This is a genomic window from Methylobacterium sp. WL103, assembly GCF_008039885.1.
Taxonomy (GTDB): Bacteria; Pseudomonadota; Alphaproteobacteria; order Rhizobiales; family Beijerinckiaceae; genus Methylobacterium; species Methylobacterium cerastii.
Genome location: NZ_VRUX01000001.1, coordinates 1 through 14995 on the forward strand (window position 1 = coordinate 1; position 14995 = coordinate 14995).

The 14995-nt window shown below is 68.8% G+C and carries 3 protein-coding genes; all 3 read right to left on the reverse strand.

Annotation, left to right across the window (positions count from 1 at the left end; translation table 11 throughout):
- Nucleotides 1-3465, reverse strand: a 3465-nt coding sequence (locus tag FV222_RS00005; protein ID WP_210248413.1) for a cadherin-like domain-containing protein, incomplete at its 3' end; no start/stop codon positions are given.
- Between the two features lie 113 nt (nucleotides 3466-3578).
- A complete protein-coding gene (locus tag FV222_RS00010; protein ID WP_147812509.1) occupies nucleotides 3579-5306 on the reverse strand; it encodes a type I secretion system permease/ATPase in 1728 nt (575 codons plus the stop codon).
- A gap of 60 nt (nucleotides 5307-5366) precedes the next feature.
- Nucleotides 5367-14837 (reverse strand): peroxidase family protein, encoded by a 9471-nt coding sequence (locus tag FV222_RS00015; RefSeq protein WP_147812510.1) that lies wholly within the window; start codon nucleotides 14835-14837, stop codon nucleotides 5367-5369.
- Nucleotides 14838-14995: the final 158 nt, after the last annotated feature.

Genomic DNA, 14995 nt, shown 5'->3' on the forward strand with positions numbered 1-14995 from the left:
GGTGGGGGTCGATGCGGCTTGGTGGGACGGGACATCGATGAAGAGCAGGGTGTGTCGACCGTCGAGGACGATGGTCGTCTCGAACGAGTCGTCACGGTCGAGATCGGCAGAGATGACGGTCACGTCGCCTCCGTCGAGGACGGCCGACCTGTATCGGATGCCCGATACCGTGCCGTCATTGCGCTCCATCGCATCCGCCAGGGAATTGCCTGCGGTACCGGGGCCATCCTCGAAGAGCGACCAGTTCAGGAGGTCGACGTGGTCCCCGACCGAGAAATCGGTGATCTCGACCGCCCGCGTCGGTTCACGCGTCCCGGGCCGCATAAGGAACTCGTAGGCGTCGTTCCCGCCCCCGCCCGTGAGCACGACGTCGTCGTCCCCGATGACGAAGCGGTCGTGACCCGAACCAGTCACGATGCGCTCCACCGATTCAACCTGGTCCTCGCCGAGGTCGGTGCCCGACACCACCTCGTTGACGAGGTCTACGAGCAGGTCCGCGGTCGCGCCGCCGAGATCGAGGGTATCGGAGCCCTCCCCACCGTCGATCAGGTCGCCATCGCCGTCCATGGCAAGGACGATCCGGTCATCCCCCGCGCCGGAGCGGACGATATCGCGCCCGGTTCCGTCGAGGATCGTGTCCCGACCCGCTCCGCCTTCGAGGACGTCGTCCCCCGAACGCCCTACGAGGCGGTCGTCGCCGTCGCCTCCCGACAGGCTGACGCCACCAGTGCCGCCCGAGAGGTCATCGGCCCCGTGTCCGCCGACCACCGCCTCCACGCCCGAGACGTGATCCCGGCCCGTCTCGGCGCTGATTAAGGTGCCGAGGATGAGGTTGACGGTCACCCCGGCATGCGTCGCCGACAGGTCGAGCGTGTCCCGGCCCTCCCCACCGTCGAAGCGGTCGGCCTCGCCATCGGACGATGCCGTGATGACGTCGTCGCCGGCTCCGCCCAGCACGACGTCCGATCCGGCCCCGTCTGAGAGCGCATCGGCATCGCCGCCGCCGTCGAGGGCATCGTTTCCGGCTCCGCCCGCAATGTGATCCTGCCCGGCACCGCCGGAAAGGCCATCCGCCCCCGCGCCGCCGATGATGACGTCAGCGCCCGAGCCGCCTTGGATGGCCTCGACGGATGCCACGACGTCGTATCCGGTCTCGACCCCAACCGCGGTGCCGGCCGCGAGATCGACGACGACGCCTGCCGTCGTGGCGGTCAGGTCGAGGGTATCCTCGCCGGCGCCCCCATCGAAGCTGTCGGCCTCACCGTCGAGGGCGGCGGACAGGACGTCGTCGTCGGCGCCACCGAGAACGGCGTCCGAGCCGGTCCCGTCATAGAGAGCATCGGTGCCCGACCCGCCATCGAGGCGGTCGCCACCGGCACCGCCGGATATGCGGTCCTGCCCGACGCCGCCCACAAGCGAGTCCCCGCCGGAGCTTCCAGAGAGCACGTCGTCGCCCGAACCACCCAGCACCACCTCGACCGATGCGACGGCGTCCGTGCCGATGTCCCGCCCGACCGCGGTCCCGGCCATCAGGTCGACCGCGACGCCCGAGGTCATGGCGGTGAGGTCGAGGGTGTCTTCGCCGCCCCCCCCGTCGAAGCGGTCGGCCTCGGCATCGGACGCGACGACCAAGACGTCGTCGCCGCTGCCCCCCAGGACCATGTCGGACCCGGCGCCGTCCGACAGGGTGTCGGAATCGGCGCCGCCGTCGAGGAAATCGTTTCCGGCGCCTCCCGCAAGACGATCCCGCCCTGCGCCCCCGGAGAGGTCGTTGGGGCCGGCATCGCCGGTGATCACGTCCGCCCCCGATCCACCGCGCACTACCTCGACGGAAGCGAGTTGGTCACGCCCGATCTCCGAACCGACCGCAGTGCCGGCGGCCAGGTCGACCGTGACGCCCGAGGTCGTGGCGGTGAGATCGAGCGTATCCCGACCAGGCCCGCCATCGAAAAGGTCGTGCTCCCCGTCCAGCGCGGCGACGATGACGTCGTCCCCTTCCTGTCCCAGGACAAGGTCGCGCCCGGCCTCGTCCGAGAGGACGTCGTCGCCTTCCCCGCCTTCCAGGCGGTCGTCGCCGGCGCCTCCGGCCACCACGTCCCGACCAAGGCCGCCGAAAGCCAGGTCGTTGCCTTCGCCGCCATCGATCCGGTCGTTGCCGGCATCGCCGAAAATCATGTCGCTCCCGGTCGAGCTCGTCAGGATGTCGTTTCCGTCCCCACCTTCCAGGAGGTCGTCGCCGGCATCGCCGAAGAGGATGTCGTCGCCTTCCTCCCCGAAGATGCGGTCGTTTCCGGTCCCTCCGGAGACCACGTCCGCGCCCGAACCGGCGAAGATGACGTCGTCTCCGGCCCCGCCGAGGATGGTGTCGTCACCGGCGCCCCCGACGATGTGGTCGTCGCCCAGGCCACCATCGATCAGGTCTGAACCGGCACGGGCGTCGATGATGTCGTTGCCGGCACCCCCGTCGATTGCGTCCGCGCAGAGGGTGCCGAGGATGATGTCGTCGCCGCTCGAACCGGTCACCTGGTTGCGCTCGACGACGTTGAAGCTGGCCGTCTGGGTGATCGAGAGCTCGCCGTCCGTCACCTCGTAGGTAATGGTGACCGGACCGACCGCGTCGCCGTCGAAGACCCATCCGTCCCCGTCCGGGGACAGCGCCCCCGAGGAGACCGAGACGTTGCGGACCGACAGTACGTCGCCGTCCGGATCCCGGACGTTGCGGAGGAGGTCCGTCATCGCGATGGCGAGGAGGGCGCAACCCGTCGTGTTCGCCAGGAGAACGGGCCCCGACGAGATCGGGGCGCGGTTGCGTCGCCCGTCCGTTCCACCCGTTGCATCCTCCAGCGGCAGGTTGTCGTTGGGGGGAACGGTACCGCCACCACCCGTATTGCGGGGTTCGTCGGCAGGCCGGCCTACGCCACCGGCGGGATTCGCCGCATCTTCCCGGCCGGCATCCCGCCCAGGTCCGGTGGAATGCTCGGATGTGGGTGAGCCGACCCCCTCGGTGGACGATACGGGTGCGTCGACGCCGTTCTCCGAACGCGGACCGTCTTCGTCTTGCCCGGCATCCGATGGCCTTTCGTCCCGGCCGCCACCACCACCGCCACCGCCACCGCCACCGCCGGAGGCAGCGCCGCCGTTGTCGTTCTCCGGCGTCGGAATGACCGGGGATGCCTTGAAGTCGTTGAGGTTCGGTTGGGGATCGGGCTTGGCGAACTGCAGGGTCTTGGTGCGGAGGAAGGCCGGGGAGTCGTACTCCGAGGCCGGCGCCTCGGACCGGGGTGCCACCCCGGACGTTCCGGCGGGGCGGCCATCGGGCTCCCTGGCAGCCGGGTCCTGTTCCGAAGGTGTCAGGGCGACCAGCTTCGGGCCGGGCCTCGGCTGCGGGGCGACCTCCTCCGCCTCGGCCTCGGCATGTACCGGGGAGTTGAACAGCGACTTCAGGTACGCGGCCAGCGAGGCCACGGCGAGCGCCAGGTAGTACGGCGTCCCCGACTTCGCGTTGGCGCCTTGGGCATCGTATTTCGTGGCCTCGTCCGAACGGGATGTCCCGGTCTTCGTGCCCTTCGTCTCGATCATCATGCCGTCACCCGCTCCACGGAGGAGCGCTCCCTTGCAGCCTTGCCGAGGATGGCCTCCTTGGGCCCGAATGCGGTGAGCTTGCCGTCCTGGATGACCGCGACGACGTCGACGGCGGCGAGCACGCTCGGACGGTGGGCGATGACCACGGCGATGCCGCCCCGGGCGCGGACGCCGAGGATCGCGGCCGCCAGCGCCGCCTCGCCCTCGCCGTCGAGGTTGGAGTTCGGCTCGTCGAGCACGAGCAGGAAGGGATTGCCGTACAGGGCCCGGGCGAGGCCGATGCGCTGGCGCTGGCCGCCCGACAGCGAGGTGCCGAATGGGCCGAGCTCGGTACGGTAACCGTCGGGCATCCGCAGGATCATCTCGTGGACCCCCGCGGCGCGGGCGGCCGCCACCACGAGGGCGGGCTCGGGGTTCTCCGCCAGCCGGGAGATGTTCTCCTCGACCGTCGCGTCCATCAGGCAGACCTCCTGGGGAAGGTAGCCGATGATGCGGCCCAGGCTCTCCTCGTCCCATTGGGGCAGGTCGGCGCCGTCGAGGCGGACGCCGCCGCGCAGCACCGGCCAGATGCCGGTGAGCGCCCGGCTGAGGGTGGTCTTGCCGCCGCCGCTCGGGCCGATGACGCCGAGCGCCTGGCCGGCGTTGAGCTCGAAACCGACGTCGGACAGCAGCACCCGCCCCGATCCGGGCGCCGCGACGGTGACCGAATTGACCCGCAGGGACGATTGCGGCATCGGCAGCGGCATCGGCCGATCGACGCCTGAGAGGGCGACGAGCGTCTCCCTGAGCCGCCCGAAGGCGGTGCGGGCCACCGAGATGGCCTTCCAGTTGCCCACGGTCTGGTCGATGGGCGCCAGGGCGCGGGCCGAGGTGATCGAGGCCGCGATGATGGCGCCGGCCGAGAGCTCCCCGCCGATGACGAGGTAGGCGCCGAGCCCGAGCACGGCCGACTGCAGGATCATGCGCAGGACGCGGGAGATCGCGCCGAACGTGCCCGCGATATCCGTTGTCCGGGTCTGGAGTTCGAGGTGCTCGTTGTTGGCCAGGCGATACCGGTCCACCGCACGCTCCGAGAACCCCATCGCCTTCAGGACGTCGGCGTTGCGGGCGTTCGAGTCGCCGATGGCGTTGCGCGCCACCACGGCCTGCATCGTCGCCCCGGTCCACCGCCGGGTCATCAGTTCAGTCAGGATGGTGAGGAACGTGAGCAGGACGGCGCCGGCGATGGTCAGCATGCCGAGCCAGGGGTGCAGCATGTAGACGAAGACGAGGAAGACCGGCGTCCAGGGCAGGTCGAAGAGCGCCACTAAGCCCGGGCTTCCGAGGAAGCCGCGCACCGTATCGACGTCGCGGCTGCGTTCCATCGACTCGGCCGCCGAGAACCCGAAGCGCGGCATGTCGATGGAGACCCGCTGGGCGAGCGGGGCGATGCGGCGGTCGAGCTGCGCCCCGATCCGGACGAGGATCTGCTGGCGCAGGACGTCGAACATGCCCTGGAACAGATAGAGGCCGATGGCGAGCGTCGACAGGCCGACGAGGGTCGGCAGGCTGCCGCTCGGCAGGGCGCGGTCGTAGACCTGCAGCATGTAGAACGACCCGGTCAGCGCCAGGACGTTGATGATGCCCGACATCCCGAAGAGGAAGACGAACGGTAGCCCGAAATGCCGGGTGAGCCGCTCGGTGCTTCGCTTCTTGGCAAGTTGCTTCTGGTCCTTGGTGCGCATGTCGAGGTCCCCTGGCGGCCGGGTGGACGGATCGGGCCCCTACGCGGGGCCCGACCGACGTCAGAGCGCGAAGTCCGCCGCCGTGGCGGCCGGCGTCCCCTTGATCGCGAACTTGAACTCGGGTGCCGCATCGCCCCCCGTGTTCCCCGCGACGACGGTGTAGTCCCCGTCGGCCCGGCTCTCCTGGGTGACGAGCAACTGCCCGACCCCCGTGAAGGCCGCCCCGGTCGCGAGCGTGAACGCCTGGTTCCCGGCCGCGCCCTGGTTCGCGTCGATGCCGCTGAGATCGACCCTGTCGCCGGGCTGGAAGCTCGCGATGGTGTCGCCGTTGGCCGCGGCCGCCGACTGGAAGTGGTAGGTGTCGGCCCCGAGGCCACCATCCATCACGTTCGTCGCATCGCTCGCCGTGATGTGGTCGGCGCCCGATCCGGTCACGACGTTCTCGACGCCCCAGAGTGTATCGGACCCGGATTGGCCGCTGGCGACGCTGCCGCGCCCGGCTAGCCCGGTGCCGAGGTTGGCCGTGATGTTGGCGGTGATGGCCGACATGTCGAGCGTGTCGCTGCCGGTGCCGCCGCCGACCTCGTCGCCCCAGTAGCTGTCGTCGCCATCCCCGACCTCGGCGACGAACAGGTCGTTGCCGTCGCCGCCGATGACGGCATCGTTGCCGGCGCCCGCGGTCACGAGGTCGTTGCCGGCCCCGGCGAGGATGCGGTCCGCGCCGCCGTCGCCGTAGACCATGTCGTCGCCGCCGCCCGCGAGGATATCGTCCGCGCCCGCTCCGCCGAAGACCACGTCGCGGCCGCCGCCGGCGTCGACGAAGTCGTTCCCGTCGCCGCCCCGGACCACGTCAGCCCCCTCGCCGGACAGGACGTTGTCGTCGCCGCCGAGCCCGAGGACCGTGTCGGCTCCGTCGGTGCCGACCAGGACGTCGTCGTTGGCGGTGCCCGCAACGAGACGGGGGGTCGTCTCGGGAACGACCGGAGGGATCGTCCCGCCCCCCGTTCCATCCCCGCCCGCGGTCCCGCCTCCGGTCGTACCGCCTCCCGGCGTGACGGTGCCTTCGCCTTCGTCGTCACCGGAATCCTCCGTGCCGGTTGGGCCATCGTCGTCATTGTCTGCGACCGTGTCGTCGTCCTCGTCATCGCTGTCGTCGTCGCCGACGTCTGGCGTCCCTCCCGTCCCGGCTCCAGCCCCCGAGCCGGTGCCCGATCCACCCCCGGTCGTCCCACCGGAACCCGTCCCGGTCCCGCCGGTGCCGTTCCCCGTGCCGGACCGAGGACCATCGTCCACTTCCGCGTCCGCATCGCCCTCACCGTCATCGGTGTCGTCGCCGCCACCGGTCGGCGTCCCTCCCGTGCCGGTCCCCGCACCTGTCTCGTCATCGGTGTCGACGGAGCCCGTGGTATCGTCGTCGTCGTCTTCGCCGGCGTCGTCGTCATCGTCGACCGTATCGCCAGGAACGCCGCCGACCGTGCCGCCGTCGCCGCTTGCGTCGGGCTGGTCCTCGTCGCTGACCGCGAAGATGTCCTCCTGCAAGCCGGTCAGGCCTGTGTTGCGGGCGACGATGTCCGAGAAGTTCTGACCGTCCACGATGTTCTGGTAGAAATCGAAATTGTCGAACCGGTCGGTGTAATAGAACCGGTCGCCTTCCTGCAGTCGGTCGAACTGCTCGTGCAACACGACCCAGAAGGTCTGGCTCACCACTCCGCCGTTGACATGCTGCTCGGCCAAGCCGCCGACCCAGAGGTCGATGCGGTCGATGCCCGACACGTATTCCTTGCCGTCCGCCCGCTGGTGGATCTCGATATCCGGATTGGCGGCAACGAAGGCCGTGCGTTCCGTAGGCGTCACAAGCACGAGGTCAGGGTAGGCCTGCTTGAACTGTGCGATGACCGTGTCGCTCAGGCCATTTCGAGCCTGGAAGTCCGCCCAGGACGTGTAAGGGCTGAGGTCGCCGGCGAAGCCCACCGCCTCGTGGATGTAGGGATCGGCCGACGCCTGCAGGTCGGCCCGGACCTGGTTCAGGGTACCCAGTCCGACGTCGCGACCGCGCGCCACGTTGAAGGCGAAGAGGTCGGCGTTGATCCGCACCAGGTCGTTGCGCACGGCATCGACGATGTTGAAGTCGACCTCCTCGGCCGGCTGCGTCGCGACGCCCGCCAGGATGGCGTTGGCACCAAGCTGGGCGTAGCCCGGCTGCGGCACGTAACTGGGGGGTAGGGGCGCCGTGAAGACGTCCGGGGCATTCGAGGGATTGAGGAAGGCGTCGAACAGCGCGACCTGCCGCGGCTGACCGTCGGATCCGATGACCGTCAGGGTCTCGCCGATCAGCGAGTGCCCGACGCGATAAACCGCGGAGGCGAACTCGTGCGAGATCCGTGCGTCGACGTCCGGGTTGTAACCGCTGTGGCCGTGCGTGCCACCTCCCTTCATGCCGCCGATGAGCTGATCCGCGAACTCGTCGAAGACCACGCGCTGGTACTCGGCCTCGTTGATCATCTTGGCAGCCTGGAACACCTCCTCCGGCGTGCCCTGGAAGCCGGCCTCCACGAGGTTCTCGACGTGGAAGTTGTGGTTGCGCGCCCAGATCGTGTGCATGGCGGTCAGGGACACGTTCTCGTTCGCACGGCCATCGCCGGCCACGTAGTGGTCGAGCAGGCTGACGAAGGGGTTCGTGTCGAGCAGCAGTGCGTTGCCGCTTCCCATGAAGTTCGATGCGAAGGCGCTCACCGCCTCCGGGTCGTACGCGCCGGCCGCGTTGAACAGGGAGCCGGTCTTGGTGTCGGAGATGGGGAAATTCGAGAAGTAGGTGCGGAAGCTGACCGCTCCGCCCGGGAGCGAGGCATCGTGGAAGATCGTGTCCGCGTCCCAGTGGTGCTGGATGAGCTCCCGCAGCGTCGGCAGCAGGTTGAACGCGGGGTTCGACGGGTCGGGTACGCCTGCGAGGAGATGCACGCCGACGCCCTGGTTGCCGTCGCTCTCCCGCAGGAACTGGCCCACGAGGGCATGCGAGCCGTAGGCCTGGTTCTGGTCGACGTAGGGCGAGGTCTTGTTGAGGTGCTGGGGGACCCCGTCGACGATGGACGAGACCTCTCCCCGGGTCAGGTCGGCCGGGTTGTTGGTCCCGGGAGCGCGCCCGGAGCCGGGCTGATCGATCAGGACTGTCCCGTTGGTTGCGCTCTTAGGCAGGAAGTCGAGGCCATGGTCGAAATACTGCCCGAACGCCATGAAGAAGATGTTCGAACCGTTGGCCTCGTGCGGCAGGTCGGCCTCCTGCGTCCCAAGCACGTTGCTGATGGCGCGCGGATCGAGGCCGGCATAGAGCGGGTTCAAGGCGTTGTTGCCCGTGGCCGGATCATAGGCGCCGTAATGGGCGTCGGTGAGCCGGATGAAGGGCTGGTCGGCCGCCCCGAACTCAGGGTTATCGAGGTTGTTGCCGGCCCCTGACAGGCTGCGAACGCCAGCAGCGTCCTCGGTGTCGTCGTCGCCGTCGACCGCGGGCCGTCCCTGGACGAGGTTCTCGATCCCGGCGAGGTCCGCCGCGGTGAGCATGAACGCGCCGACCACGCCGGTCCCGCCTCCAGCCCCGCCTGCGGCAGGCGCGGGGACCGTCGCGAAGGTGGGCGTACCCGAGCTCGCGAAGGTGATGGCGTGGGTACCGTTCGACAGGGTCGTCATGCCGTTTACGGTTGTCGAGGCGTAATCCCCGACCGTCGCCCCCGGGGCGAGCTCGATGACGTCCTGCTCCCGCAGCGTCCCCACCACGGTGTCATTGCCGCCGTTGGAGCGGAACACGATGCGGTGGGCCGAGGTCAGCCCGGTGATGTCGACGGTGTCGTTCCCGGATGTACCCTCCACCGTGATGGTGCTCAGGGCCAGGCTGGTGCCGGTGAAGTCGCCATGGACCTCGACGATGTCCCCCGCAGGCGTGCTTCCGTTCGTCGGGGGCGTACCCTGGGTCAGGGGACGCAGGCCCACCACGAGTTCCTCGATGTCGCGTAGCTCCGCGATGACGCTGGTGCCATCGGCGAGGGTCGACCGGGTGACGACGATCTCCGTTGACGCGTTGAGCCCGCCGAGGCCGTTACCGGCCGCTCCCCAGGCCGCGCGGGTGTAGATCGCGAAGGTCTCCGTCACGCCCGCCTGGCCGTTGACGACGAACGTGTCCCCGCTCGCCCCGTCGAGGCCGCCGTCGACCACGTCGCGTCCATCCCCCGTATTCCAGATTACGGTGTCCGAGCCGCCGTTGCCGAAGACGAAGTCGTTGCCAGCCCCGCCCGCGAGCGACGTACCGTTGCCGTTGCCGATGACGATGTCGGCGTCAGCCGAGCCGTTGTTGCCGGTGAGGAGGTTGAGGATCGCGCCGCCGTCGTCCTGGAACAGCTCGACGTTCGTGACGATGTCGCGGCCGTCCCCTTCCAAACCGAGGTCGTCGGTGACAGTGATGGTGTTGGCCGTACGTACGAAATGATAGGAACCGACATCGCCGGAAGCCAACATGGCGTCGGCGACGCCCGCGCCACCGTCGATGATGTCGTCGCCGTGGCCACCCGAGAGTTCGTCGTCCCCGGCCCCGCCGTCGAGGGTGTTGTTCCCGGTCCGCCCGATCAGGATATCGGCTCCGGCGTTGCCGAACAGGGCATCGTCGCCCGCACCGCCGTCGAGGCGGTCGTCGCCGCCACCGCCGAGGAGGCGGTCGTTCCCGTTGTCGCCCGCAATGTCGTCGTCGCCGGCGCGTCCTACCATCACGTTCGATGACGTCGACCCGTCGATGTCCTCGTCATTCACGGTCCCGACGAACGCCGTCCTTACGGATGCCGTGGTCTGCTCGCTAGACCCGAGGGTACCGGTGGTCGTCCACTTCGCGAGTACACGGATCTCCGCACTTGCCGCGAGTGGATCCGGGGTGAAGGTGTTCCCGGTCGCATTCGGAACGTCCGACCACTCGCCGTTGGCGTCGAGGGTCTGCCACTGCAGCGTCACGGCGCGGTTGGGCGCCGGGTTCACCAGGGTTGCCAGCAACGTGCCGGAATTCCCGGTCGCGTCGCTCTCCGTGATGGTCAGCGCGTCGAAGGGCTGGTTGCGCACGAGCGCAACGCTGACCGGACCATCCGCGAACCTCAGCGTCTCGATGTTGCGTAGGGTGTCGGTGCCGTCGTCGACGGCTGGGTCCGTGAATGTGACGTGCTCCACCCTGAGGGCGTTGCCCACGCGGGTGATGCTGTAGTTCCCCCGTACGTCGTTGAAGACGGCCGTATCGACGTCGTCCGTCGCCGCGCCCGTGGTCACGACCTCGCGCACGATCTGCATCTGGTCGGGCCGGATGGTGCGTGCCACCATCAACTCGAAGAGGGACTTGCCCTCCCAGGCGGACGGGATGGGCTGGTCCTGCGAGTCGAGTTCTCCGGCCGCGAAGACGTGCTTCAGGCTGTCGACGGTCGCGATCTCCTGCCCGTTGCCGTTGGCCCCCCCACGGATGCTGATGCGGACGTTGAGCCAGCGGTCGCCGTCGAGGATGTCGTCGCCGCCGTTGCCCTGGAGCAGGTCGCTCCCGGCCCCACCGAGCAGGATGTTGCCCGCCTCGAACACGCCGTTCGCGCCGACGGAGACGATCTGGCCGAGGCCCGCGATCCGGTTAATGCCGGCCTGGTCGAGCCCGTCGTTGAAGAACACGCCCTCGTTGGCGGCCACGGTGGCCCCGCCCGGCTCCTCGGCCAGCCCGTCCGCCGCGGTACGGCTGTCGCCGATCAGCGTGTCGTCGTTCTCCCAGCCTGACAGCGCCTCGGTCGAGTCGAAGCGGTTGCGCAGGATGTCCGCCTCCTCGGTCGTGAAGATCGGGATGTTCATGTCGGCGTGCGCGTCGCGGGCGTTGCCCTTGAAGATGGCCCAGTCGAAGCCGAACATGCCCTCGTTGCGCATGACGCTCTCGCCCTGCACCATGATGTCGTCGCCGGACTCCCCGTCGAAGTCGTGCTCGTCGCCGCCGGCGAACATGACGTCGTGGCCCTTGATGGCGGAGTTGAAGAACAGCTCCGAGTTGTCGCCCGCCGTGGTGTCGAAGCCTCCGCCCGCCTCCAGCCAGTCGTCTCCCTCGTTGCCCATCAGCAGGTCGGTGCCGTCGCCGCCGAGCACGAAATCGTCTCCCGCCCCCGCGAACACCTCGGTGGCGTCCACGCCGACGAAGACGACGTCCTTGCCGGTGCCGCCCATCAGGATGTCGACGCCGTTGGAGTTGGCGATGACGTCGTTGCCGCCCTCGCCCTTGAGGAAGTCCCCGGTGTCGCCCGAGTCGGTGATGATGTCGTCGCCGTCCCCGCCGTTCACGAGGTCGACGCCCGCGCCGGATTCGATGCGGTCGTTCCCGGCATCGCCCCAGATCGCATCGTCGCCGAAGTCGGTGACGATGGTGTCGTTGCCGTTGGTGCCGCCCGCGAGGACGTGCTCGCCGCCGGTGAAGCGGAGGTAGTTCACCTCCGTGCCGGGCGTGCCCGGATCGCCGCGCATGACCTTGCCGAGGCCCATCGCCTCCAGCACTAGATCATTGCCCGTCGGGTCGATGCCGGCTGCACCTCCGTTCTGGTCGGCCTGGTTGGCGGCGTTGACCTCCAGCTCGAAGTCGTAGTCCGCGAAGGCGTCGATGCCGATGTGGCGCGTTACGATGTCGTCCCCCGTTCCGCGGATGCCGTCGGGTCCGGGCTGCGAGAGGCTGGTGTTGGCCAGCATCAGCTTCGAGAACGAGTTCTGCTCCAGCTGGACGAGGAAGTTCTGCCCCTGCGTACGCGTCAGGTAGTAGAACCGGTCCGCGTCCTGCAGGTTCTCCATCTGCGCCTCGAACACGGCGTTGAAGGTCGACCCGAGGAGGCCACCGAAGGGCATCTGCTTCTCGGCCAGGCCACCGACCCAAAGGTCGATGTTGTCGAGGCCGCCGTGGGAGTCGTCGCCCATTCCCCCGCCATCGGGGGCATAGGCTCCGGTCGCGTTGAGGAAGTCGAGGCGGTCATCGGGCGCCCCGACCCCGCCGAACACGAGCGCCATGGCCGCGTCGCGCCTGGCTTCGGACGTCTCGGCCCCCGTGATCGTCCCGTGGGTCCCGTAGGCGGCGATGAAGTTGACCACCGACATCGAGTTCTTGAGGTTGGCCGCTAACTCCACCCAGTTCGCGTACGGCGTGAGGAAGGTCGAGCCGGTGGCGGCGTAGAGTTGCTCGCGGGCCTCGTTAAGTGTGGGCGTGCCGGTGTCCCGGCCGCGCGCGATGTTGATCGCGGCGAGGTCGAGCGGCAGGCCCAGCAGGTTGTTGCGCACGGCGCCGACGATGAACTCGTCGATCTCGCTGCCGCGCTCGACCGTCATGCCCCGGATGATGGCGGCGGCGGCCTCGTCGTCGCTGAGGTCGGCCGCCCCCGCGGCGGCGTTGTCGCCGGGATCGGTGAAGAGAACGGGGTTGAGGAAGGCCTCGATCAGGCCGAGCTTGCCGTCGATCGCCTGCCCGTCGGCCCCGACGCGCGGCATGTTCTCCGTCAGCATCGAATGGCCGAAGCGGTAGACCGTGTTGGCGAACTCAGCGAAGATCGCCGGGTTGATCTCCGTCACGGAGTTGAACACGAACACGTCGATCTGAGGCTGGACCTTGCGGGCGAATTCCTCGAACACGAGGTGCTGGTACTGCATCTCGGTCGCAAAGCGCCCGGCCTGGAACAGGCGCTCGCCGTTCCAGTTCAGCTCGACGCCGGCGATGCCGGTCTGCGCGTTTCCGTCCTCAAGGCTGGCGACGACGGCGTCCTGGCCGATGACCGCATTCAGGCTGGCCTTGATCGAACCGAGCGTGGCCTCGGTGATGGGGGCGTCCAGCCACTGGTTCACGAAGGCGAGATCGCCGTCCCTCAGGATAGTCAGCTTGTGGGCGTCGACCTGCCGGTTGTGCTCCGAGTGGAAGATGTGGTGGACGGCCGTGAGGCCGATGTTCTCGTTGCCGCGCCCGTCACCGGTCGCATAGTGACGGTCGAGGAGTTCGTTGTCGTAGGCAAGGTTGCGGCCTGTCTGCTGGTTCACCCCGACCGCGTTGCCGGTATCCGTGTCCACGTCGGGCACGAGGACGCCGCCGGTGAGGACGGGCACGGCGTTATGGGCGATGTCGTCCAGGAACGCGTTGAAGGTGCGCGCCGCCCCGACCGTCTCGCCGGCCTCGATGGTGTTCGGCACGCCGCCCGCGCCCATGACCACCGTGCCGGGCGGCAGTTGGATGGCCGACAGCACGAGCGGCGCGGCCAGGGTGCCGCTCGCGTAGACCGGTGAGCCGTCGACGCCGATGCCGGCCATGACCTGCGGCAGGCCGTCGACGCCGGGCACGAACGCGCCGTAGGGGTCGGTGAGCAGTTGGGGGACGGCCGAGACGTCCGAATCCCGCAGGTCGATGCCGAGGATCGACCTTGCCTGCTCCTTGACGTCGGCCCAGGTGGCGAGGCCGTCGTTCGCTCCGCCGAGCAGCCGGCCTGTGGCGACGGGACGGCCGTCTTCCAACGCGTACTCGCGCAGGAACACCTGATGCGACGGGTTCGAGGTGTAGGTCTGGTTCTGATCGACGAAGGGTGTCGTCACGTTGCGCTGCGAGCCGTCGACGGGCGTCGAACGGGTCAGCACCATGAACTGCTGCTGCGGCCCGACCTCGTCGCCCGAGCCCGCGATCCCGTCTGCGCCATGGGTCACGAGCGGATCGTCGGCCGCAAGCGGGATGTAGACCGTGCCGTTCCCGCCCTTGGAGATCAGGTCGAGCCCGTGGTCGAAGAACTGCCCGAAGAACGTCATCCAGGCATTGAACGGCTTCGACAAGCCCTCGTCGGGGGCGACGTTCAGGTTGTCGATGGACCCGTCGGTGACGGTGATGCCCTTCAGGTCCAGCAGGGTGCCGAGTGCGGTCCGGCGGGTTGCCAACTCGACCGCCTGCTCCGGGGTCGGATCGGCAACCTCCACGGCTCTCAGAGCCTCGTAGGCCGCCGTGATGGCTCGCTGGTCGTCGATGACGGTCTCCGAGCCCGCGAGGCGCAGGGCCGCGGCGATGGCCGCCGGATTGCCGAGTGAGGCGTCGACGACGAGGTTCGAGATCAGGCGCGGATCGGCGTCGACGACGCTCTGGCCGGACCCATAGTCGTTGTTGTCAACGATGCCCCCTGGCCCGGGACCGTTCGCGTCGAAGGGTACGTCATCCCGTTCGTTGACGAAGGTCCGATCCAGGAGCTGCGGCATCGGCTGGCCGGCCGAGCCCCACGTCTCGCGGCCCGGCACGATGTTGTTGAAGGTGCCGTCCACCGTGCGCAGGCCGTAGGGCGTGTGCGGGTCCGGGATGGCTTGCGGTGCCGCAGGATCGCCCGTCCAGACGCCGCCGGCATCGTAGAGGTTGCGGTCCGACAGCAGGTTGCCGGTGGCGGGGTCGACGCGGAGTTCGGTCAGGTCGATCCCGCTGGCATGGGCCTCGGCGATCCGGATCTGCCTCAGGATGAAGCTCAGGTCCTGCTGATTGAGTTGAACCGCCATGACAGCCTCCGCTCGCGACTTCGGTGGCCGGGGCCATCCGTGGTCTGTAGTGAGGACCCCATGTTTTTGGGTGGCATCCCCGGCTGGCGCGAAGCTTTCATCAAAGTTCGGCCCGAGGAAGAGTTTAAAAACCCTTATGGACCTAGGAAATTCCCTTG

What these genes read in the sequence shown, in the direction of transcription:
- FV222_RS00015 (WP_147812510.1), bottom strand. Translation starts at nt 14,837, where the DNA reads ATGGCGGTTCAACTCAATCAGCAGGACCTGAGCTTCATCCTGAGGCAG.
- FV222_RS00010 (WP_147812509.1), bottom strand. Translation starts at nt 5,306, where the DNA reads ATGCGCACCAAGGACCAGAAGCAACTTGCCAAGAAGCGAAGCACCGAG.